The sequence below is a fragment of the Blautia pseudococcoides genome (genome assembly GCF_001689125.2).
GTDB classification, from domain to species: Bacteria; Bacillota; Clostridia; order Lachnospirales; family Lachnospiraceae; genus Blautia; species Blautia pseudococcoides.
Map to the genome: position 1 here is coordinate 4,660,193 of NZ_CP015405.2, position 24,181 is coordinate 4,684,373.

Here is a 24,181-nt window from a genome sequence, read left to right on the forward strand (position 1 = left end):
TGTGAGCATCAGTTTTCCATGTTCTTATAATAGAAAACCGCAAGCTGCGTCCTGTCACGCAGACTCAGTTTATCTAATATTGCACTTAAATAATTCCGCACAGTGCCTTCGCTGAGGTAAAGGCTCTGTGCGATTTCTTTATTATTCAGGCCTTTTGCCACCAGCTCAATGACATCCATTTCCCGGTCTAATATCCCATATCTGCTCAAATCCATGCTTCCGGATCTTTCCATCATTTTCGGAATCCGGGTAACAATTTCGCTGCCGAACACACTCTGCCCGGACATGACAGAGCGCAGAGCCGGAGCAATGGTTTCAATATCCTGTTTGATCAGATAACCTTTGGCACCAATGCGCAGAGCCCGCACAATGTACTCGTCGTCTGAAAAGGTGGTCAGGAACAGGATTCTGGCCTCCGGATGTTTTTCCAAAATCTCCGCCCCTGCATCCAGACCGGAAAAGTCCCCCATCTGAATATCCATAAGCAGAATATCCGGCCTCATGTCCTCGTACAGACGGACCGCCGCCTCCCCGCTGTTTCCGGAAGCGCATACTTCAATATCAGGCTCTGCCTGCAGAATTGTTTTCAATGAAATGCAGACAAAAGGGTCATCATCAACAATTATAACTTTCATATCAATACCTCACTTCTGTTATCCGTGTTATTTTGAAACCTGCTCGCTCTGTTTAGGAATGGAAATAAAAATACGGAACCCATTCTTGTTCTCCGTCCTGAAAATGCCGTGAAAATCCTCCACTCTCTCCCTCATATTCATAAGTCCGATACCGACGGAATCGGATACGGCTGTCTGGGTACCATTGTCCTGAATGATGAGCTGGTAGAATCCGGGATGTTCCAGCACGGAGACGGAAGCTTCTGTTGCATTGCTGTGCCTGGAAATGTTAGACAGGGCCTCTCTTACAATGGCGATCACGCAGTATTTCAACTCTTTGGACTCAATCCTGGCGCTGTAGTCCAGTGCCGCGGGACAGAAGGTAAATTCCCGGGTCAGGCGTGAGAGTACCATCTGCAGGTCCACAGATTCCTCATATAGATTATGCACACTGCTCCGCACATTGTTCATGGCGTCATCCAGTGTGGATTTAACAGCGGAAAGCTGTGCGGCCAGCTCCTCCTGTTCTTTCCACACAACCTGCATGGCCCGTATCTGGAAGAGGGAACGAGTGAGAAGATGACCTACATTGTCATGGATCTCCCTGGCGATCCGGTTTCGCTCGGTGAGGGTTGCCAGTTGGATCTCATACTCCTGTTTTTCCATAAGTTCCCTGTTCTTCTGCTCCAGATAAAGGGATTCCTCACGGGTGCTGTCCTGGGAGTTGTGAAATTCCGTCATCATATTTTCATATTCTATCGTCCGCCGGGAGATGTAGACTGCAAGCACCCCTGTCATGAGGTTCAGAAAAAAGGCCGATACGGTGAAATTGTGAAAATGGTACAGGTATGCCGGGACCCAGGCAAGCTGCAGAACCCTTTTCCGGGAGCGCTGACAGTCATAGTAAATAACCGGAAGAAAGACTGCCAGACCGGGGTAGAACAGGGAGACAGCGATACAGATCCCACACAGATGATCCCGGGCCCGTTCCCGGTCCAGAAAGGAAATGAGCGCGGTTACACTGAGTGATAAAAGCAGGGCTGAGATAAGAGGAGTAATAATAGCATAGCCTGCAAGAGTCAGGGTGCAAAATATAAAAATAAAGGATTTATCCCACAGACGCCTCATATGTCCGCCCCCTTTCCCGGAGTGTGTGTTAAGATTTATCAATGCTTGTAGTAAGAGTGTATCACAGGATTGTATAAAAAGTAAGGTGCAGCAGGAAGAAATGACAAATGTCATATACAGCGGCCTGTATTTATGACACCGCTCACTGTCAGGGGTGGAACAAAATTGGTAGAATGAAGGCAGATAAGAAAAAGGGGAGGATGACCTATGATTATAGAAGTAAACAATCTTGTAAAACGGTATAAGGATCTGGTGGCTCTGGACCATTTTAATCTTCAGGTAAAGAAAGGAGAGATATACGGTCTGCTTGGGCCAAACGGCAGCGGCAAGACAACTGCCATCAACTGTATGCTGGCCCTGCTCAAATACGATAAAGGGGAGATCCGGCTTTTCGGAGAGATCATGGCGCCGGACAACCGGGCAGTGAAACAGAGAATCGGTGTTGTGATGCAGAATGTAGCAGTATTCAATGAACTGACCGTTTATGAGAATATAGACTATTTCTGCGGTATGTATGTGCCGGAAAAGACGAAAAGAAAGGCTTTGGTAGAGGAGGCCATGGAATTTACGGATATAAAAGATTTCAGGAAATTCCAGCCCGGAAAGCTCAGCGGCGGCCTTCTGAGACGTCTGAATATTGCCTGCGGTATTGCCCATAAGCCGGAGCTGATCTTTATGGATGAACCGACTGTAGCAGTTGACCCACAGAGCAGAAACAGCATTCTGGAGGGCATTAAAATGCTGAACCGAAACGGTGCCACTGTTATCTATACCACCCACTATATGGAAGAGGTGGAGCAGATATGCTCCCGCATTATGATCATGGATAAAGGCAGGGAGATCGCTTCCGGCACCAAAGAGGAGCTGAAGGGCCTGATCCGTACAGGTGAGAAGATCACTATAGAATTATCAGAACTTCCGTCGGAGATCATGGCGAAAATACAGAAAGTGGAAGGTGTACTGGAAGCGGAATATGCAGGGAATCTTTTGAAGGTGCAGTGCGAGAGCGGAGGCCACAGTCTCATTACGCTGCTGGATATTCTGCGGAAAAATAAGATATATTTCGGCAGGATATTTTCAGAGCCGCCTACATTAAACGATGTTTTCCTGGAAATCACAGGAAAAGAGCTGAGGGATTAGGGGGGATGGATATGTTCTGGAATATTTACAGTAAGCGTTTACTCAGTTCCATTCGGAACAAGGATCAGCTTATTTGGATTTGGGCCTTTCCGCTGATCATGGCGACCCTGTTTTATTTCTGCCTGTCATCCGTGTCACAGTCAGACAATTTGGAGTCTGTTCCGGTGGGCGTGGTTACTGATACCGCCTATGAGGAAGACCAGATGTTCAATCAGGTCTTGGAACAGGTGGGCAGCGGGGAGGATGCCATACTGAAGGTGACGGAATATGCGCAGAGGGACAAAGCGGACAGTGCGCTGGAGAAGGGAGACATTGACGGATATATTCTTATCAGGGAAAATATCCCCCAGCTTGTAGTGAAGCAGGACGGCATAAACCAGACAATCCTGAAAAGCTTTCTGGACCGCTATGTGCAGACAGAGGGAAATATAAGGTCCATAATGGAAAAGAATCCGGATTATGCCCTTGATTTTGAGGGGATCATGGGAGGAGATACCCTGACAGAGGAAATATCCCTCTCCTCGCAGCCCTATTCCCCGGTGGTGAACTTTTATTATGCCCTGATCGCAATGATATGCATGTACGGCGGTATGCAGGGGCTTACAAGTATCACATATCTGCAGGGAAACCTGTCCGCTCTGGGAGCCAGGCGCATGATGGCACCCCTTGGCAGGATCCGTGTGATTTTTTACGACCTGCTGGCCAGTGCAACGGTGCATATAATGAGCCTGTTGTTTCTATTGTTTTATATTACGGTTATTCTGAGAGTGGATTTTGGGGACCGGCTGCCTCTTCTCGTTCTCACGTGTCTGGCAGGCACTATCCTGGGTGTGGCGTTCGGTACGGCTATAAGCTGTCTGACTAAACTGGGAGAGAATATGAAAGTTGGAATTCTGGTATCCATTACTATGTTCTGCTGTTTTGGGGCAGGCATGATGGTTTCAGGCATGAAATATATTGTGGACCAGCATATGCCCATTATCTCCTGGCTGAACCCTGCGGCAAGGATATCAGATGCTTTTTACTGCCTGTACTATTTTGACGACTATCAGAGATACTGCCAGAACATAGCTGTGATACTGGCAATGGCAGCCGGAATGTTTCTGCTGTCAGCATTTTCTTTAAGGAGGCAGAATTATGAGAGTATTTAAGGTGTGTCTGTTGGTGATCAGACGCAGGATGGTCATGTTTGCCACTTATTTTATCATATTTATCGGCGTATCTATTATGCTCTCACAGTTTAGCAGACAGAGCTACAGCAGTGTATTTGAGGAGAGCCGCCCTGCGTTCACAGTGATAAACAGAGATAAAGAAACAATTTATACGGAAAAAATGATGGATTTTTTAAAGGAGCATGGAACTTATGTGCCTCTTGAAGATGATATGGAAGCCATTCAGGATGCCAGATTTAACGAGGCAGTCAGCTATATCCTGATCATCCCGGAGGGGTTCCAGGATGCCCTGAAGGATCAGAAACCGGTCAAATTACTGGAAAATATGATACAGGACTCTGCCAGTGGATATCAGATGAGTAGTTATGTCAACCAGTATTGGGGCTATATACAGACCAGGGAAAAGATAGAGGAGAATCCGGACAGAGAGAAAATTGCAGATGAGGTATCAGAACTTTTAAACAGAAGTGTCAGCGTGGAAAAACGCCAGTATTTGAAGACACAGCCCGTCTCCGAGGGATTTAAGGCTCAATATCAGGTGGCGCCGTATATCATTTTGGTTATCTGTGTTCTCTGCATTACCTCCATATTTCTCAGCTTCCAGAGGCCGGATATTCGTATGAGGAATCTGTGCGGGCCTTTGAAACCATTTACACGGCTGTGGCAGATGGGATTGGGATGTTCATGTGTTGGGATTGTATTTTGGATCATACTTACAGCCGCAGGACTTTTCCTATATTATGATTCGGTGAAGGACATGGATATCAGGATCACAGGCCTGATCCTGCTGAACAACTTTATCATGCTTTTGCTTGCTATGGCAGTCTCGGTGCTGGCATCCCTCTTTGTCAGGGATACGAATATGCAGAATGCGGCAGCCAATATACTGGCCCTGGGCCTGTCTTTCCTGGGGGGAGCATTTGTGCCCATCAGCATTATGGGGGACAGCGTTCTGAAAGTTGCCAGATGCCTGCCCGTATACTGGTACGAAGAATGCCTGGATGAAATCAGCGGCCTGACTGGATTCGGCATGGAGAATCTGCTTCCGGTGTGGAAGTGTATGGGGATCCTTCTGGGATTCACAATAGCAGTCCTCTGTGTTACGCTGGCAGTAAATAAGCAGAAAAGCGGTGCGGAGGAGTCCTTCGGAACCACAAAGACAGAGATAGGGATGTAACAGTAAAGCCGCCGTTTTTCAAAAAAGAAAACCGGCGGCTGAAAGTATGTATGCGGCTGTAAGGAGGATTACAAGTCCGACTGCGTTCAAGGCCAGAAAAAGCAGCAGATAGGAACGAAAATCCCCCTCCTCGGTCTTGAGATAAAATTTCATGGAGATCAGGCTTGCCAGAGAGGCGATGGGAGTTCCCAGACCGCCCAGATTGGTGCCCACCAAAAGGGCCTTCCAATTCTCCGTAAAAGAAGACAGAAGCACAGCAGCGGGGACATTACTGATGATCTGGCTGGAGAGCACAGAAGTCAGCATGCCGTTTTTTGTCATACACGCGGACAGAAAGGAGCGCATGGTTTCCATTCTGCCCAGATTTCCGGAAAAGACGAAAAAGCATACAAAAGTTGCCAGAAGAAAATAGTCTACGTTCCAAAAGATGTCCCTGGAAAGAAGTATAAGACATACAATAACACACAAGGTCAATGCCTGATAGGGTAGAACATGGAAGATAGTCAGCAGGCACAAAAGAAAAAGGACTGTAAAAACAGCCAGAAGCCGTGGATGCTCCAGAGGGGAAGACTCCTTAAAGTACACCCTCACAGGTTCCTGACGCACGAACCGGATACAAAAAAGAAGCAGAATAAGGCTAATAGCAGTGAAGGGCAGCATGGTGAGAAAAAATTCTCCCATTCCCAGCCCATATCTGGAACAGAGAAAAAGGTTCTGGGGATTTCCGGGGGGAGTAGCCATGCTTCCAAGATTGGCAGCTATGGTCTGCAGCACAATGATCGGCGCGGTATGTCTGTCCTGTTTAATAATATGTAGTACCAGGATGGTGAAGGGAACAAAGGTAAGGAGCGCCACGTCATTTGTGATCACCATGGAGCAGAAAAACGGCAGCAGTACCAGGGCGAGAGCAAGCCCGCGCATATGGTTCTGGGCACCCAGGAGTTTTTCGGCCAGTATACGGAAAATACCGCATTTCTGAAAACCTGCCGTCACAGCCATGAGACAAAACAGGAGGCACAGAGTGCGCAGGTCTATATAGCCCGCATATTCCGCATCAGGCTTTACAGCCAGCATGGAAAGCAGGGCGAAAAGGAGCGAGATGCAGAAAACAGTCTCCTCCCGGAGTGTTTTATACAGTAAGGACCTCATAGTCATCCACCTCATAAGAAAGCCGTCTCCCGCAGCAGGCCATCGGTATGGTCTTCCACAGGATGCGGCTTTTAGATTTCATATATTTTTTCAGTCTCAGGCATTCTGCGCTTTGATGGACTCCAGCGCCAGCGCAAGCTGATCCGGACAGGATGTACCACGTCCGCCGCAGTCTGTCCCTTTCAGGCGCTCAATGACTTCATCAACCTTCATGCCTTTTACCAGGCTGGCAATCCCTTTCGTATTGCCATTGCATCCCCCATTGAATTTTACAGATGAGATCGTATCCCCATCCAGTTCAATCTCGATGGAACGCGAACAGACACCTTTAGTCTTATATACAGTCATAATCATATCCTCCGTTTCGTATTATCCTGCGGATAATTATAGCAGATATGCGGGGAAAAGAAAATAGGGATTTTACGGGGAGGCAGGGATTCTATGCTTGCATTTTACAAAACACGCTGCTAATAATCACCGCTGTTTTGTGCTTTTTTCTGTCTATAGAGAGGAAAGCAGTTCACGGTTATACAGGAAAGTAAAAAATGGTATAAAGCCTGCGGCGGCCGGTTATTCATTCAGTCTGCAGCAGGTTTTGATGTCACATTATTTCTTAAAATAACAGAAAAAGGTTATATAAACTTAAATGCTTTCATTTATATATCATGTAATCTGTAATAACAGCGGAAAACAGGACCGCTGGAGGTAAATTCTTTTACAGTGCAGCTTCTGTCTGCATTGATGCATATCGCCGCTTATTTCCAAACACTTAAAAACTATAAGAATCCGGAGGTGATGCAAATGGCAAGTGTTTTTGGGATTGTATGTCAAATAGACGAAAATAAGTGTAATCTGTAAAATGGCCTGAAGTAAAAATTCACTTCAGACCATTCTATATTTCATGTTAAAATCTTTTAAAAAGCACTAGAGCATACAATGCTCAAGTTATTATATGCATTGCATTGAAAGGTAAAGACAGTTATAAACTAAATTTTTAATTTTACTAATTTTAAAACTTACGGGCACCATCTAGTTGCCTGAATAAGTTTTCCGCCTGAATAATTAGCATAATCAGTTTCAGCCCTCAAAATGTAGTAAGAGCCAAAGTATGTCATGCCTGAACCGTATGCCTTATGCTGAGCATTATTACTTGAAAAAGTAAACAGCGGTGAATACACACCATCGCGATTTGAGTCTAATCTTGTTCTTGCATAAAGTGTTCCACCCTTTTTAAAGAGCGTACTAGTTTGTCCAGTGTTACTTGTTGCTAAAGTGGTAACATATGCATTGTAATCTCCATCATTTGATTTTTTTGCTGCTGAAGAAGTGTCAACCTTCTGCCCATTGGTTGTAAAATAGAATGTACTATTTACATTGCCAGCCATTACACAAACGGAAGATAACATTGTAACAGCCATAGTTGCACATAAAACTTTAAAAATTTTTTTCATCTTCTACCTGCCTCCTTTTTTAAACTTTTACTTTTTTTACCTTTCATGCAATGCAAAATAATAAACAAATAAATAAGAAACCCTATCTAGCCTACAATTTCAATATTATCTATAGCATTAATGTAAATATAATCCGTATACTCCTTTTCCTGAATACGGAACTGCCACACAGGAATCATATCACACACCCACCGTTCCTCTTTATTTTTCTTTGTGGGTAGAGGGTAATAGATTAGTTTCATCTGATCGATTGTAATGTCTTCTACAAAAGCCATTTCAAACTTTTTTTGTAGTGTTTCATAAATTTCCTGCAGACTTACTAATTTCACCGTCTGCTTATCTAAAATCTCATAACGCCTTCCAAATCGAATGTACTCTATTCCATTCTGAGTATATCCAACCTCTGTCATACTATATGGTATATATAAATCATCCTGTCGAGTGATGGAACGATTTAATACAGGAATCCCATCTATGGTCTGTTCAAAAAAAATCCAATAGCAATTGTCCCCATCGCTCCAGTCTCTCATAGATTCCCCCTCTGGTTTTGCCTGTTCATTTTCCGGAGCATTAATATATTCCTCCTGCATTTTACTCATCTGCTGCCAATTAAAAGCATAAGCCTGATACATTTGAACATCTTCAAATCCAGATATTTCATTTACATACTGTCTAGCCTTATCTGTAGATTCTCCTAAAGTAGCAAAAGAAAATTCTTGATTGTTTTTCTCACCGTCAATCACAACCTGAATTTCAGTTCCTATGTAACTAACAGGAAAAAAGGCAGAAATCTCATTCCAATGATCTGTTTCTATATAAGCGTCTTCATCTGCCATTACCAGACCATCCATGTTCATCCAATTACTCCCTAGATTACCCTGGAAACTGTATCCATAACCAGCTTTGCCCCTATTTTCAACCTTCACATTTTCCGGCATATTTCCAAGCAAGGATGGTATTAATTTCTGTCCATCATACTTTTGTGCAATAACATGAAACAAACTAATCGTATCCAAATTTATGTCCGGCATTTCAACAATCGCATCAAATTTTACTCCTTCTGTCAATGAAAAATTAATCTTATCTCCATCTTGCAAATCCTCTCCATTTTCAACAATCATAGTTTCTTTCTTATCCCGAACATCATCTATCAATTTTGTTTCCTTTTCATCGTTTGTTTTTTGACAACCCGTCAAAACAACGCACACAACTAACATATTTAGAAAGTACCTTACATATTTCACAAGTCTCATCACCCCATCTAATTATATTTTTTCGACAATCTTCCCCTTATCAAATTCAACAACTGTATCGCACAAAACAGATATATCTTCCTTATTATGACTAGCTAGTAAAATGGTTTTTCCCTCTTTTTTTAGCTCTGTTAAAAGTGTTCTGACATCTTGTACCCCTTGATTATCCAGTCCATTCATTGGTTCATCCAAAATCAGAAGAGAGGGTTCCTCCATAATCGCTTGTGCTATTCCCAAACGTTGCTTCATTCCCAGAGAATATTTTCCTACATGTTTTTTACTCTTGCCATCTAATCCTACCCTTTCCATAACATCCATTATGTCTTGTCTGGATATTTTTTTCTTGATACCTCCCAGAAAATTAAGATTCTGATATCCATTATATCCCGGTAAAAATCCAGGATTTTCAATGATTACTCCTACATCGGAAGGAGCTTCGATATCCTTCCCAAGTTTTTTTCCTTCAATAAAAATTTCCCCTATATCAACTTTCAAAAATCCACAGATACACTTAAACAATACCGTTTTTCCGCTTCCGTTTCGCCCTATCACACCATGGATTTTTCCTTTCTCAAAAGTTAATGATACATCATCCAAAGCTTTATACTCTTGAAACTTCTTTGTTATACTTCTTATCTCAATCATATTTTCCATACTATTTTAGACCTCATCTGAAAAATTCAAATCTTTTTTACAGATACCTTTCCACGAAAATATCATACAAAGTAGGATCAAACCAATCAAAACACCATAAGCATAACCAAAAGAGACCCCATATCCATATTCTTTCCATTTATAGTTTGCAAGGCTCATCCAGAGAGGTGGCGAAAAGTAATACCCTGTGCTAAATTTTGCCAGCCGTACAATCAATAAGGGCGAAAGTCCAAGGACCACGCTTACGACACTGCCTGTTCCCTTCTTCAGATAAAAATTAAAAACATAATTACATACACCGATCAGCACTACATTCAACCAAACCGATATAATAGTCAAAGCCATTGCATCCATTGGACTATGTTGAACAATAATCGCATAATTAAATTGCTCCATTCCAAACTGACTTGCTGCACTTGTTTGTGCCAAACTTCCTAATATCTTTCCCCAACCGGTATCCCATTCCAGCATAGGAAGTATTGAAACTATTGGCAAAATACCCACTCCCACTGAATATAAAAATGAAAGTAACCAAATATATAACATGTTTCCCAAAAACCAGTTACTCCTTCCAGCTCTCAGAATTTGCCAACTACTATTTGCATGAAGAAACGGAGCATCACAAAACAGAAACAGTGCACCCAAAATAATAAATAATTGATTACTCGAATTTTCAGTAAGCAAGGCAAAAATCCATGGTGAACAATTCTTTCCAACCGAACCACAAAAACTCCTGATTGCTCCGATGTCAGGAGCAAATGAAAAGTATACCCATAGAAATGCCAGATAAAATCTTGGTGAAATTAAAATTTTTCTAAACCCCACCATGCATACACGCAAAACTTTTCTCAATTTATCCATGTAGTCTCCTTTTCTTTAACCAGAAAATAAAAAGAATACACTCAAGACAAATAAGGCTGGCAAAATATAAAAATACACAAATCATAAGTTTGCCAATGTCAGTAAAGATCCTGGAAAAATAGCCTCCTGTCTTCATAATATAATACCATCTGCATATCCCTGGAAGACCCAAAACATTACACAACAGAACGCTTCCGTTATAAAATATAACTGGCATACTAAATAATAGAAACACATTTTCTATCTTTGCAGAGATAACCAGCGCAAATACTGCCAGAAACGAATAGCCCATTGCCTCAGTTGAAAATACAGCCAAAAAATATAAACTTTTAAAGTGTTGAAGAATTAGAGGATCATAGCCACTTAAAATATCCTTTCCCATGTATAACTGTAAAGTTTCTAATTCGGTAGGCAGAATAATGGGAAGTTTAATTGCCATAAGCCCAAAACATATTATATATCCTAAAAATACTGTCAAAAATGCTCCTATAGCTGCTGTTAAAGTATGGGACCAGCAATATTGGGTTATTCCAATCCTACACTTCAAGTAATACACATAATTATTTTGTAAATCTTCCCAATAACTCAGGCTATAAGGTAAAACGATAAGTACAGTAAACACTGTCAAAAATGCTCCTAGTCCGCCACGGGCACTTACCAAATAATATACAGAGCACGCATATCCCGATGCCGTAACTTCGGGCCAGATACTTATAAAAGTAACACTGACTATCCCCAGTATAGCTGCATAAAATTTCCAAGATGAAAACATCCGCTTAAAATCAGAACATAAAACTTTAAAAAATAGTATCATTGAAAATTATCCACCTTGCCCTTCTGTCCTTTTGTCAACGAAATAGGATGAAAGTCATTAAAAGCTGTAGTATGCTCTATTCAAACCAAAATATTTTTATGAGCAGTATTCTCTCTATATTTATATTTACCTATTAAATCAGATAGTGCTGCTATTAATATTCCATAAAAAATAGGCTCATATATTGTACTATTTTGCAAATATATTCCAAATCCAGCAATCAAGCTATATCCTATTATAATCCGCTTCGCTTTCTGGGAATATTTCAATATTTCAATATTTTCCAAGGGATTAATAGAATTAACTACTGGTGCATTTTTCCAAATAATTAAAAATGAACTCATATATAAGATAATCATTATACTATTCGACATATTTATAAACTTTACTCCGGCCATTGCTAAATTTATAATCCCAATAGACACCATATAGCATCTGATTTCTGTGTCCGCATGAAATCCTCCGGCATATGGTCGAAGAAAAAACAGTGTAAGAAAAAGTAACAAACCAAACAATAATAACTTCCAGAAAAAACCACAAATCAATACGGATAACAAATTTAATAAAATTATCAAGCTTTGATGTAATCCATATTCTAATACTTCACGATCTTCTTTACTCGTACTAATTTGTGATATTAAATGATTTGAAAATTTTTCAATTCTTTCCTTCATTAACTTAACTCTTTTCCTTATTAGCTAGGTCAGACAGTTTCTTATTTTTCAAACTTTATTTTTGTAACCGTCAAACCATCCCTTAATAAAAGATAGATAGTTTAACGGTTACCTTCTTAACTTCTTAATTAGCTTTTCTTGAGTTTCCTTACTGCTTCCGGTAGTTTCGGCTGATATCCCCAAAATGGGCAGCTGGTGTTGGCATCTCTTTCTGCTACCTTTCTTACTAAATAACCAATTGTTTTAGACACTTTCCTATTCATATACGTTACCTCCTTAAACTGTTGATTATATAATATCACATCATTTTTTCTTAAACTTTCCTCTGTAAAAATTCGCCCACTATTCTGCCAAAATATGACACTATCATTCAAAACTCTCTATCAAATTTGCGCTGACTCCTGATCGCCCCTGGTTCATAATTTTTGCATGTACATGCTTGCTACAAGACTACCATGTGAGAATAGTCAGCCTAACCTATGTGTACAATGATTGCACGGACTATAATACCCTAATCTCGATTAAGGAAACACAGGGAAACTTTTAGGTAAGTGAAATCTTCTTTTCATCAGCGATCTTGCATACTTCGCTGACAGAGGCCTTTGACATATATGGATTGTCGGTACGGTTGCCGTGGATTAAGTTGTCAGCGGACCGGTACTGCTGCCGTGGACAGGCGGTATCCATGCGCAGATTGGTGGTACACTATGGGTGGAATATTCAGCCAGTTATGAGACGAATAACCCGGATCCATCTGGAAGATATCTGGAAACATTACAACATGACCTGTCGAACTTTTAAGAATGGACATTTCTATATCTGCCACGATGGGAGGGAGCTGTGCGCCACATCCGGACGAATAGTAAAGGGCAAGGGGCTATATCAAGACCATAGAGATGTATGGTATAGAGACTTCTCAGACAGAGGGACGATAAGGCGGAATATCAATAAATACCACCTTTTCCTTTAACAGGAGATTGAAAGATACGATGAATAAGCCATACAGGAAACAAATTCAAGAAAAGGGATTTAAAAACAAGCATAAGATTTTACTTATAAAAATAGGAGCTGCAGAAAGGAGAAGACATCCTGTATGGAATCAGGCCTTTGTAAAAACCCGAATACCACAGTGATGTCTTCTTTTTTAATTATAAATCCAAAATAGGGATTTGCCCACACACATAATAATTTAGTCCGAGGAGAAAATGAAGAATGAAGCTCTTATTATAGAAGTATGCCAAACTTGCCTATAATCAGCTAAAGAATCAACTTCAAATAGTATTTTGCTAGATATGAATGGAATGCTCAGCGAATCTATTATTTTATATTTGATAAATACAAAAGTACTTCCACTTTAAACCTGTTATTTTCATAATTTATACTAATTTCTCCCCCGTTTGCTTCCACCATTTTTTTTACATTCTCAAGTCCAATACCATGAACCGCAATCATCTTTTGTGAGGTCTTAAACTTATTTTCTTGTTCCACAATCTCCCCAGTATAACTGTTCTCTATATATATCAATATAATCCCTTTTTTTGATTGAACGTTTATCTCCAGGAATTTTTCCTCTGACTTAGATGCTTCTCGAACAGCGTTGTCAATTAAATTTCCTAAAATAACACAAATACTAAAATCCGTCCAGTGATTTTTTTCTGGAATACTTATTTTTATATTCACACAATCAAGACTCTCTTCTACATCTTGTAGCAAGTAATTTAATACACCATCAAATGCTTTATTTCCTGTTGTTGCATGTTCTTTTGGATTTAACATAAATTTTTCCATATTTTTTAAGTATCTTATTACTTCAGGATAATCTTCCTTTTTTATCATAGATGATAATTCAATAATATGGTGCTTCATATCATGCCGCAAAGCATTTACCCGTTCCTGCGATTCCTGTACTATATCAAGTTGATACGAATATACTTCCACCATTTGTTCAAACATTTTCTTTTCAATTTTTTCAGAATAAAATTGTTTGAGCGCATTGTATAAGTAAAATATCACTATATTCACCAATAATATCCAAGAAGAAAAAGAAGAGACAATAATCCTTACTTGCTCCTGTTCTATTTCTATTACCGTGAGACTATAAATACATAATATGCTTACAACTGGCACGATTCCCAGTATGACTCCGTAAAACGCAGGTAACTGAATGTCTTTTTCCGGTAAAACTGTTTTTTCCAGAACAATTGAGATCAATAATATTATAAGGCTCGTAACGCATCCGTAAACCTGATTAAAAGGTTCACCAAGTACATATTTTGTAAATGAAAAAACTACAATACCATCAACAGCAATATTTACAATATAAATTATTAAAATAAGAAAAAATTTCTTTAACGCCTTTACTTTGTATGGGAACGTCACCAAAAAAAGCCCCGATAAATTTGCTAGAACATTCCATGCTGGAGATTTAAATAGTTCATAGATTAAACTAGTATAACAGCAGGCAACCACATACAATATCCAGGTATGGTTCCAGCGGCACTTATCGTTAACAAAAAAAAGAGTTATAAATCGTTTTATCGCGTAAAACCGCACTGCATTTGCCAGTACCCCAAGCAACATGTTAGCCATTACTAAATCCATCTGCTTCTCTCTCCATTATTTTTCTACGTATAGTTGCTCTATTCATTTTACTAATACTCAAAATATCATCGTTTAACATTCTTATCCATTCATATGTATATTCTTTTACATAATTAAAATTAACTAAATAAGATTTATGGATATTCAAAAATAAATATTCTGGGACTTTGTTTTCAACCTCTGACAATTTTCCATAAAAAGTCTTTGTTTTCTGTTTAGTTACAATATTTATTTTCCTGCCCTCACTTTGAAAATACAAAATATCTCTATAAGGAATCCTATATTTAACCCCATTATTTTGATACTCAAAATCAAAATTGCTTTTTCCTACAATCCGATAAATGCTATCAAGTATGGCAAAAATTTTCTTCTTCTGCAGCGGTTTAACCAGAAAATCAAATGGTCTATTTTGGAAAAGCTGTAATGCATATTGCTCTTTTGACGATATGTATATGATAAATATCTGCTCATTTTCCAATACCCTTCGTATATAGTCGCCAACCACAACACCATTATAGCCTGGTATTTCTATATCTAAAAAAATAATATCTGGACCTTCTTCTCTGCATAGATATTTGGTCAGTGTATCCCCACCCAAAAAAACATCTGTTTGGATTTTAACCTTGCGTTCCGAAGCATAACTTTTAATAATATTTTCTAGTTCTGCACAAATACTTTTTTCATCATCACAAATTACTATATTCATCAAAAACTCCTCCGTCGCCATATATGATATCTTATTATCTATATTCATGCAAGTTTCTCCTCTCACCCTTTAGATTTTTTTCTTTTCTCCTCAATACTTCAGCTACCTTTGTCATGAAAATAGCTGACTTCCGCCCATCTTTCTTCCAGGCGCCTTTCCACCCGCTGCGCAAAAGAGTACTTCTGCTTCACAATCTCATGAAGCGAAGCTCTAGTGCCTGCCACTGCTGCTGCGACCACGGAGGTTCTAACAGCCGAAATAATGTGGCTTGTCACCAAGAGCTGGTGGTGGTTTTCTGTGTCGGAGCGCTCTAGCAAGATTTTGTCCTTATATTACAGTATACTGTTTACTGGTAAAACAAGTTAATATTGACCTGCCTGCTTCTCCCTGTGAGGCAAGGACCTGAATTACCACAGTATGTCCAAACTAACTTATCCGTCTGTTTACAGGATACGGCACTGGGTACTTTTACCAGATAGGCCTCACATTATGTTCTGTAAGATATCTCTGTAAATATGGAGCCCTCCGGGGTAGTTGTGTTGTCTTATTGCTGTAAGCTGTGAAGATATGATGCAACGGATAGGCGGCCCTGAGGATATGCTGAAATTTTCCTGCGGAAGAAGTGTCTGCAGGGAGCGGTTGATCCGCATACATTATATATGGAAGAAACAGATATGTATGAGGGCTTTTCCCATCTCGCGAGTCTGCTTTTGTGTGGGTTTGCGTTAGGGGATGCCTGGGGAGAAAAGGTTAGAGACCTTCTGGAGAGGGCAGAACAGACGGAAGGCGGGGTGTCTGTTCTTGCTTCAGAGGATGTGGTGCGCATTCAGGTAACCGGGCGCAGCAATTACAAAAGTTATGTAAACTCATAACAGGGGCTTAATAAAAAATTAAGAAAGCATGAAAAGGGCATTTTAAGCATAAAATGTCCTTTTTGTGCGCTATACAGAGACATACCCATTGACATATATCCAACATTAGTAATATGATGGAAACAGAATAAATTTATGTACCGTACATGAATATAAAGAAAGGTAAAACAGGACATGGCGCGGAAGAAAAGTGATAATCGGGGTTTTACACTGGTAGAATTAATTGTTGTGATTGTAATAATTTTAATACTTGCCGCATTAGCTGTGCCTTCTATAACCCATTATGTACAGAAGTCAAAGATAGCAAAGTGTGCGAATCAAAGGCATGAGCTGGAGACACAGTTTCAGATTATGGGAACAGATGTGCCGGAAATTGCGCTTTGTGATCAAATAGGGGAAGTTCACGTACTGTTGGGCGATGATATATTGGACTATATGGTCAAGAATGGATACTGTACTGAAGACATAACGGTTTGCCCTGTATATAATGAAAAATATACAGTTGAACTGACTGTGGAATCAGGACAGCAGCAAGTTGACTTTTCTTGTTCCTGTGTTGATAATGTGAAAGGATATGTTTCAATGTGCGGCAGTTATTATAAAGAATTAAGTAGTGCCGGATTTACAAATAGGGAAGCCGTTATTCAAAAAGTGGCAGATGAAAAAGGATTTTTGAAAATTTCGGACACTATAAAAAATAAAACTGTCTTTGCGGATAAAGATTTATATTGGAAGCCATATTATTTAGCAGATGGTAAGATGGTACTATACGGAACAACTAATACAGGAAATGCCTGGTCAAATTGGGAAGGCTATCTTATTTATGTCGACGGACAGATATATCAGAGCACCAATACTGACACAAACGGGAAACCGAAGGATACCAATGTAGCGAGCTTAAAGGATATTAGGGAAAATACATTGGATAAATATCTTGAGGATAACAAATTTGAAAACATTTCCAAATAAGAGATCAGGACAATCATAGATGCATTACATAAACATGAAATAAGAATAATTTGAATTTATTTGGAAATGAAATACAATTTTTGTAACTGAATGGCAGTTTTGTTGCTGTATATACCATTGACAAACCATAAGACAAATTATAAAATTAAAACAAAATATTTTAGGGCTATAAAACAAGCGGAGGCGTGCAGATAAATGGGAGAGAGTATGATAGAAGAAAAATTACCGGTTTTAAAAGTGCACATGTTGGGAGGCTTCTCCATGGAATATGGTGACAGACCCATATCCTTCCGCAGAAATACAGCGACCAAATCAATGAAGCTGCTCCAGATTCTACTCCACTGCGGTGGAAAGGGAATTGCCAGGGTAAAACTTTTAGATAATCTGTATGGAAGGGAAGAATTGGCAGATGTATCCAACAATTTAAGGGTAACTTCACATCGGCTAAAGAAAATGCTTGTAGATGCCGGTCTTCCGGAGTATGATTATATACAGATTAAAAGTGGAATCTACCGCTGGAATGGGCCTATGGAGGCAGAGGTGGATGCCCTTATGTTCTCACACCTTATTGAATTAGGGGAAGCGGAAACGGACGAAGAAAAGAAAATACAATATCTCCGCCAGGCCTGTGAAGCTTACCATGGTGAATTCCTGCCGGGACTTTCAGGGGAAGATTGGGTTTTGCTGGAGAGCGTGCAGTATAAAAAGAAATACACCCATGCATTGGAAGAAATCTGCGATTATATGTTTAAACGGAGGGAATATGAGACAGTATTAAAATTATGTGATACTGCCAGTGAACTCTATCCCTTTGATGAATGGCAGTCTGTGCAGGTAGACTGTCTTATGGCTTTGAACAGGTATAAAGAAGCAATCCAGATTTACGAGGATACAGCAAAGCTGTTCTTTGAAGAATTGGGAATCAGTCCTTCTGAAAAAATGATGAATCAGTTCAAGGAAATGAGCGCTAAAATGAGCCATAAACCTCAGGCAATCAATGAAATTAAAGGCGGATTGAAAGAAGACGATGAGGAGGACGGTGCGTTTTACTGTAATCTTCCAAGTTTTCGGGATGGATACCGTCTTGTAAGGCGGATCATTGAGCGGAGCGGTCAATCTGTGTATCTCATGCTGTGTACCATTACGGATGGCAAAGGTCGTCCAATGGAAAACAAAGATAAATTGACAGCCATGTCCGATGAACTGTATCATGCAATCAAACATTGTCTGCGCAGGGGAGATTCATTTACAAAATATAGCCCCACACAGTTTTTGATTCTTCTGGTAGGAACCAACCAGGAAAACTGTGGAATGATCTTTGACCGTATTTCCCGCTATTTTGCCAGAGAACATAAATCATGGGAACAACATCTGGAATACTATGTCTCCTCCATAGCTGATGTAGAGAATGACAAATCCAGGATCAGTTTCAGAAGCAATGGATTCCATTGGGATTAACAAAAAAATTCCGGGAATGACGGGAGAGTGTGGACTATGAACAAAGAAGACAATATAAACATTAATGTATCCGCCCCGAACCTAATTAGCGTTTGTGTGGATACCAGCGACCATGGGGAGTTTTCGGGACGCCTTTACCAGTGTTACGAGGAAGAGCCGTGGCGTTACAAAAATGTGGTACAGCTCCTGCGTCTTATGGATAATCTTTATGATATAATCTCTTATCCCCAGGCTTCCACAGAAAGCCGCAGCTTTGTAAAAAAGGAAAAGGAACCATTACAGAAATTACAGAAACGGGTGCCTCAGGATGAAATCCTGAAACAGAAAGGGAAAGTTGCTACATTTGTGATCTATGTCCAGTACAGACAGAATGCCACCTGGCAGGGTGAAGTGATTTGGAGTGAAAGAGAATTAAAGCAGCATTTCAACAGCGCTCTGGAGCTGATAAAACTCATAGACAGTGCTCTTAGAGAATATGATATTTGATATTGGATATGCCGCCGGGTTGCCGGCGGTGTTTTTTTTGCGTTTTTTAGGCTGTTTAACGGAATTTTCACAGAACCATTACACAAGAGATAAAGACAATAAAAACTTTTGAAAAAGTAATGCATGTAATGCTTTTCGTAATGCTCCTTTAAGTACAATAAGACCATAGTCAAGTAAATGTAAAAAACTTTACCCAAAGGAGGCGAGAATGTTGTGAGTGGCAAAACAATAAAAAAAGACAAAGGAACTTTCATTATAAAAATTCATGAATGTCAAAATGCCACATGGCAGGGCAGTGTCCTGTGGGTTGAAGAACAGCAGGAACAATATTTTCGCAGCGCCTTGGAGTTATTGAAACTGATAGATGGAGCCATAACCGGAATAGAAGAAAATATAGTAGAAGGAGGAAGCCATGAAAAGTAATGGGAAGAAAAGAATATTAGCAATTGTACTTTGCATGGTCCTGATGCTCAGTACTGGCATATCTACTATGGCAGATGGTGGAGCGGCAGCGGAAACAACCTCCACACCAGAGAATGCTGCGAATCAGGAACCTGCGGCAGCGAGTGTTGAAGATGAAGCAGTCGGAACAGAACAGGGGCCTGCAGATGAATCTGCTGATCCGGATAAAGCCACAGAGACAAAGGAAGAGATACCAACAGAAACAAATACACCGGAAAATGCTGATGTACCGAACGGAGACGAGAGCATCGTATCTGGTGTGACGGATCTGGTTGGCGGTAATACAGCTCAGGAAGAGACACCTGAGCAGGGAACAGAGGCAAGTAATGAGACTACAGAGCAGGAAACTGAATCTGAAGCAACAGAATTAAAACAAGAGTTCATAGACGAGAACGGAAATGTTGCACAGCGTGTAACTGCGAACTTACCGGAAGGCGCATTTCAGGCAAGTGCTTCTGAAATCACAATGGAAGTAAATTATCTGGATGAAGACACAGAAAATCATTTAAAGGGATTGATGACAAAAGCTCTTCCGAAAAATGATATTCTCGGTGACTACATACTTTATGATATTAAGTTTAAAGTAAACGGAGAAGTCACAGAACCTCAGAAAGAAATCACCATTACATTTGAGGGAAGCGGACTTCGTATAGTAGACACAAAGAAAGCAAATGTTTTCTACCTGGACCCGGCTGACACGGAAGTGCAGGATGACAAAGATGAGATCATTGAGATCATACAGAAGAATGAGATGATTGAAAATCTTCAGAATGCAGGACAGAGCGTTGAGAATATTGATGAGTATGATTTGTCTGAGATTTCTGTTAATGCAGATGGAGTTGCAGAGAAGATTCAGATGGAAGGTAGAACTTCTACAATCTATGGATGTTATGTAGAAGAAACACCGGAACCTGTGCAGACATTAACCTATGAAGATGATGATGTAATTGTTAATGTGGATGCATATACGCTAAATGCAATTCCAGAAGGAATTTCCTTAAAAGTCGTACCAATTCGACCAGACAATAAGGAAACTAAGGAATATTATAACATAGTCGAACAGAAAATCCAGGAAAAGGCAGTTAAGGATGCATATGATATCGCAGGTTTTTTAGCGTATGATATAACCTTTATAGATGCTTTGGGAAATAAAGTAGAGCCGGAAGGAAATGTTAAGGTTTCTATAGACTATAAAAAGGAGATGATTCCGGAAAGTATAGAAAAGGAATCAATAGATAGTACAGAGGTTACAGTTTTACATCTCGAGGAGAATGATAAGGGTGTAATTAAGAATGTAGTTGATATGAACGAGAGTGATCAAGTCAAGGAAATAAAAACTACAGAAGATAACAAAATCGAAAAGGTACAATTTGAGACAGAAAGCTTTTCGGCTTTTACAATAACATGGAAGCAAACAGATCATAAGGTTAATATTACTTTGGTGGACACAAATGGTAATGAGATTAATGTATCCAATCCCACGTATTATAATTTTTCCTTATCAAAGGGTGAGACATTTTTAATTGCAAACAAACCAGAAAAATTTAATGAAATAACAGATAAAACAGGGACGAAGACTTATACTTTTCATCATGCAAGTAATATATGGAACGGTGCTACAACAGGTGGATCCCGAGTTACAGGTTTAAGGGTCAAAGATAAGAAAGTTCAATGGAGGGATAATAACGGCGGATGGAGAGGATATGATTCAAGAGATAGATATTATTTTATTTATCAACTCTCTGAAGCTACAGGAAATAAATTAACAACAAAAGAAACATTAGATCATACTAAAGATGGTATCACCATGAGAATGATAAATTATCCTACACCTGCTAATGGATTAGGTGGCAGCATAGGTGGGAGTTATACAGAAAATGGTAAGACAGGTAATATTAAAAAGAATCTACTTAAACCGGTGCTTGACCAGGGATTTCCGAGAACAACAAAGGATAATACATCTTTAAAATCGTTATTTGATAATGGTCTACAAGTAAATCATTTATTTCGTCAAGATATTTATGATGAAACCGGGTATTATGAATACAGTAGTTTTGAAAATTATGCATACTTAAACCAAAATACAAAAAATTTCACAGTATATGATCAAATAGGAACTCCAAGTAATGACAATGAATATTTTTATAAAAGAGGTAATTTCATGCCATATAACTCTATTGTGGCAGGGAAGCTCTCCTCGAATAAAAATTTATATGATGAAGACGGAAATGGTTTGAAACAAGGTGATCCGAGATTTGGAGAAGATCTTTATCTGACTCAGGGAACAAATGATTTCTATTTTGGAATGTATATGGAAGCTACTTTCTCTCAGCCAAGAAATGGTTTGGCTGAACATAATAATTCAAAATCTCCTATGAGATATGAGTTTAATGGAGATGATGATTTATGGATTTATATTGACGATGTTCTGGTATTAGATATTGGTGGTATTCATGATGCACATTCCGGTTATATTGATTTTTCTACTGGAGTTGTATGCTGGAAAGATTGCGTAAAGAATGGTACTCCTAAAGAATATAGAACTACAATAAAACAAATGTTCAAAGATGCAAACCGGTTACCTGATTCTAAAGGAGTCGAATGGGATGATGATAAAGTAGACCAGTATTTTAATGGTGATACGTTAAAGGATTTTTCCATTCATACTTTTAAAATGTTTTATATGGAACGAGGAGCGGGTGCTTCTAATTTACATATGAAAATGAACCTTCCTATTATACCAAAAGATGCTATTGAAGTTGAAAAACAGCTTACCAATACTGATAAAGAGAAGTACGCAAATGTTGAATTTGCTTTCCAGGTATGGGCACAAAAGGAGTTGGGTGAAGATACTCAAGGCAACAAGATTTATTCAGATACCGAGTATGAAACATTAAATAGTGCAGTATATAAAAACACGGGAGAATCTGTTGAATTTGCAGAAAGAGAATTTGGGGGTGAATCATATAATGATGTATTCATTCTCAAACCCGGTCAAGTGGCACAATTTAAAGACCTTCAGGTAGACCGTAAATATTATGTTGTTGAAGTTGGAGTCAGTGCGAAAGAATACGATCAAATAATTATCAATGGTGTAGAATATAAAGCTTATAATGAGGATGAACAAATACAAGGGGTTATCCAAGATATCAAGACGGATAAAGCTACTGTCCTTGAACGGCCTCGTGTAGTATGTGAAAATAATTGTTCTGCATATAATAGTCGTGAACTTCGCATAACAAAAGGCATGCCGGATGGCCAGACTACAAAAGATACCTTTAGTTTCCGGATATTATTAACAAATCAGAATAGTGAACTTGTACCATACGCTAATGGAGACTATTATCTTATGGATAAGAGCGGGAATTACTACTATTTCAATGATAAAAATGATTTAGTATCAAATGGACAAGAGGCAAAGGTTTGTGGTAAGACGTCACAAGATGGAATCGTGACAGGTGTTCCGGTAGGATATACGGTTGTAGTAACTGGAATATTATCGGGGACAAATTTTAAGGTTGATGAAGTAAATTTGGATACAGATGCTTATTTTGATCCTGAAAAAGTAATTGAAGAAGGTACATGTGCAGAGCCAACAGCAGATGGGGCGGATGGAACCATACTTCTCGGAAAGATAGATGCTCAGGTAAATATCACCAATAGGAAAAGAGCTAATACTCTCCGCATAAAAAAGGTTGATTCGGAAAATTCCAATGTATTGGCAGGGGCAGAATTTGAACTTCAAAGATGGAGTGAGGAACATAATAGATTTGAACCTGTTATGAAAGATGATCAGGTGTATAAAGTGATCACAGGTGACGATGGTATGGCAGCATTCGATAATCTGGAAAATGGAAGATATAAGGTAATTGAAAATAAGGCTCCGGAAGGCTATGTATTAGATGAAAATAATAATAGTTTTGAAGTTACATTGCCTTATACAAAGTTAAATCCTGAAGATCCTTCGATTATCGTTGATGAGAACAGTAAACCGGGTGAAGCAGATATCTATTATGTGATAACAAAAACAGTATCAAATATAAGAAAGTCTTGGGAAATAATAAAACGCAGTACCAATAGCACCAGTTATTATTTAGAGGGAGCAGAATTTGAGTTAGTGCCGAGTGATAGTGGCGGAAGCAGATATTATGGTAAGTCTAACGCAAGTGGTAAAGTAATATGGTACTCTGATGAAAAGTTCAATTCATCTGTATCTGAACAAGATATTATTCCGGGTACTTATACTTTAAAAGAAACATGTGCACCTACTGGATATGTTTTGAGTAAGGAAACATGGAAGCTTACGCTTGGACAGAATGGTTCTTGGATAAATGCTGAAGGGGTTGTTCAAGGCAATATGATTGAGAAAGATAATAAGGTTTCTTGTTATTTTGAAAATTCTGTTTTATATGAATTACCTAGTGCAGGCGGTAGAGGTATTTTCGGGTATACGATTGGCGGTGCATTGCTAATGATGGTAGCAGCCCTAATCTTATATAAAAACAAACGCAGGGAGGTGCTGGAAAATTAAATAATATGA

At 39.4% G+C, this 24,181-nt stretch carries 22 protein-coding genes; 9 read left to right on the plus strand and 13 right to left on the minus strand.

The window, feature by feature from the left end; genetic code table 11:
• Positions 1-8: 8 nt before the first annotated feature.
• Entirely contained in the window at positions 9-635 is a 627-nt protein-coding gene (locus A4V09_RS21945; protein WP_065544203.1) for a response regulator, read from the minus strand.
• A 27-nt stretch (positions 636-662) separates the two neighbouring features.
• Entirely contained in the window at positions 663-1,742 is a 1,080-nt protein-coding gene (locus tag A4V09_RS21950) for a sensor histidine kinase (protein WP_065544204.1), read from the minus strand.
• A gap of 207 nt (positions 1,743-1,949) precedes the next feature.
• On the opposite strand from A4V09_RS21950, the gene A4V09_RS21955 reads away from it, so the two are divergent.
• The 3 genes from A4V09_RS21955 to A4V09_RS21965 are packed head-to-tail and all read left to right on the plus strand — an operon-like array spanning position 1,950 to position 5,231.
• On the plus strand, positions 1,950-2,882 hold the full coding sequence (locus A4V09_RS21955) for an ABC transporter ATP-binding protein (RefSeq protein ID WP_065544205.1): 933 nt from the start codon (positions 1,950-1,952) through the stop codon (positions 2,880-2,882).
• An 11-nt stretch (positions 2,883-2,893) separates the two neighbouring features.
• Positions 2,894-4,033: an ABC transporter permease gene (locus tag A4V09_RS21960; RefSeq protein ID WP_065544206.1), complete on the plus strand. Its 1,140-nt coding sequence runs from the start codon at positions 2,894-2,896 to the stop codon at positions 4,031-4,033.
• Entirely contained in the window at positions 4,020-5,231 is a 1,212-nt protein-coding gene (locus tag A4V09_RS21965) for an ABC transporter permease (RefSeq protein ID WP_065544207.1), read from the plus strand. The genes A4V09_RS21960 and A4V09_RS21965 overlap by 14 nt, the downstream gene beginning before the upstream one ends.
• Before the next feature lie 18 nt (positions 5,232-5,249).
• Here the strand turns inward: A4V09_RS21965 and A4V09_RS21970 are convergent, their stop codons facing one another.
• From A4V09_RS21970 to A4V09_RS22020, 11 genes are all read right to left on the minus strand, one after another.
• Positions 5,250-6,380: an SLC13 family permease gene (locus A4V09_RS21970; RefSeq protein WP_065544208.1), complete on the minus strand. Its 1,131-nt coding sequence runs from the start codon at positions 6,378-6,380 to the stop codon at positions 5,250-5,252.
• 96 nt (positions 6,381-6,476) lie between these two features.
• Positions 6,477-6,728: a TIGR03905 family TSCPD domain-containing protein gene (locus A4V09_RS21975; protein ID WP_065544209.1), complete on the minus strand. Its 252-nt coding sequence runs from the start codon at positions 6,726-6,728 to the stop codon at positions 6,477-6,479.
• A 668-nt stretch (positions 6,729-7,396) separates the two neighbouring features.
• Positions 7,397-7,831 carry a hypothetical protein gene (locus A4V09_RS21980; protein ID WP_065544210.1) on the minus strand — a complete coding sequence of 145 codons (435 nt, stop codon included), beginning with the start codon at positions 7,829-7,831 and terminating at the stop codon, positions 7,397-7,399.
• An 86-nt stretch (positions 7,832-7,917) separates the two neighbouring features.
• Entirely contained in the window at positions 7,918-9,075 is a 1,158-nt protein-coding gene (locus tag A4V09_RS21985) for a hypothetical protein (protein ID WP_157123544.1), read from the minus strand.
• Between the two features lie 21 nt (positions 9,076-9,096).
• Positions 9,097-9,738 (minus strand): ABC transporter ATP-binding protein, encoded by a 642-nt coding sequence (locus A4V09_RS21990; protein ID WP_065544212.1) that lies wholly within the window; start codon positions 9,736-9,738, stop codon positions 9,097-9,099.
• Between the two features lie 6 nt (positions 9,739-9,744).
• Positions 9,745-10,599 (minus strand): hypothetical protein, encoded by an 855-nt coding sequence (locus A4V09_RS21995; RefSeq protein ID WP_065544213.1) that lies wholly within the window; start codon positions 10,597-10,599, stop codon positions 9,745-9,747.
• Positions 10,592-11,413 (minus strand): hypothetical protein, encoded by an 822-nt coding sequence (locus tag A4V09_RS22000; RefSeq protein ID WP_065544214.1) that lies wholly within the window; start codon positions 11,411-11,413, stop codon positions 10,592-10,594. The genes A4V09_RS21995 and A4V09_RS22000 overlap by 8 nt, the downstream gene beginning before the upstream one ends.
• 80 nt (positions 11,414-11,493) lie before the next feature.
• On the minus strand, positions 11,494-12,087 hold the full coding sequence (locus tag A4V09_RS22005) for an accessory gene regulator B family protein (RefSeq protein WP_065544215.1): 594 nt from the start codon (positions 12,085-12,087) through the stop codon (positions 11,494-11,496).
• A 128-nt stretch (positions 12,088-12,215) separates the two neighbouring features.
• Positions 12,216-12,350 (minus strand): cyclic lactone autoinducer peptide, encoded by a 135-nt coding sequence (locus A4V09_RS22010; protein WP_084043726.1) that lies wholly within the window; start codon positions 12,348-12,350, stop codon positions 12,216-12,218.
• A gap of 1,054 nt (positions 12,351-13,404) precedes the next feature.
• On the minus strand, positions 13,405-14,688 hold the full coding sequence (locus A4V09_RS22015) for a sensor histidine kinase (protein ID WP_065544216.1): 1,284 nt from the start codon (positions 14,686-14,688) through the stop codon (positions 13,405-13,407).
• Positions 14,669-15,442, minus strand: a complete 774-nt coding sequence (locus A4V09_RS22020; RefSeq protein ID WP_084043727.1) for a LytR/AlgR family response regulator transcription factor — start codon at positions 15,440-15,442, stop codon at positions 14,669-14,671. The genes A4V09_RS22015 and A4V09_RS22020 overlap by 20 nt, the downstream gene beginning before the upstream one ends.
• A 611-nt stretch (positions 15,443-16,053) precedes the next feature.
• Between A4V09_RS22020 and A4V09_RS22025 the strand changes: the two genes are divergently transcribed.
• From A4V09_RS22025 to A4V09_RS22050, 6 genes are all read left to right on the plus strand, one after another.
• Positions 16,054-16,266, plus strand: coding sequence for a hypothetical protein (locus tag A4V09_RS22025; RefSeq protein WP_065544217.1), 213 nt, complete (start codon positions 16,054-16,056; stop codon positions 16,264-16,266).
• Positions 16,267-16,440: 174 nt separating this feature from the next.
• The gene (locus A4V09_RS22030; RefSeq protein ID WP_065544218.1) at positions 16,441-17,235 is read left to right on the plus strand and encodes a prepilin-type N-terminal cleavage/methylation domain-containing protein; all 795 of its coding nucleotides are present in this window, start codon (positions 16,441-16,443) and stop codon (positions 17,233-17,235) included.
• A 195-nt stretch (positions 17,236-17,430) separates the two neighbouring features.
• On the plus strand, positions 17,431-18,693 hold the full coding sequence (locus A4V09_RS22035) for an AfsR/SARP family transcriptional regulator (protein ID WP_084043728.1): 1,263 nt from the start codon (positions 17,431-17,433) through the stop codon (positions 18,691-18,693).
• Between the two features lie 36 nt (positions 18,694-18,729).
• Positions 18,730-19,179 carry a hypothetical protein gene (locus A4V09_RS22040; RefSeq protein WP_065544219.1) on the plus strand — a complete coding sequence of 150 codons (450 nt, stop codon included), beginning with the start codon at positions 18,730-18,732 and terminating at the stop codon, positions 19,177-19,179.
• 213 nt (positions 19,180-19,392) lie between these two features.
• Positions 19,393-19,602: a hypothetical protein gene (locus tag A4V09_RS22045; RefSeq protein ID WP_065544220.1), complete on the plus strand. Its 210-nt coding sequence runs from the start codon at positions 19,393-19,395 to the stop codon at positions 19,600-19,602.
• The gene (locus tag A4V09_RS22050) at positions 19,592-24,172 is read left to right on the plus strand and encodes a SpaA isopeptide-forming pilin-related protein (RefSeq protein ID WP_065544221.1); all 4,581 of its coding nucleotides are present in this window, start codon (positions 19,592-19,594) and stop codon (positions 24,170-24,172) included. Before A4V09_RS22045 ends, A4V09_RS22050 begins: the two co-directional genes overlap by 11 nt.
• Positions 24,173-24,181 lie beyond the last annotated feature (9 nt).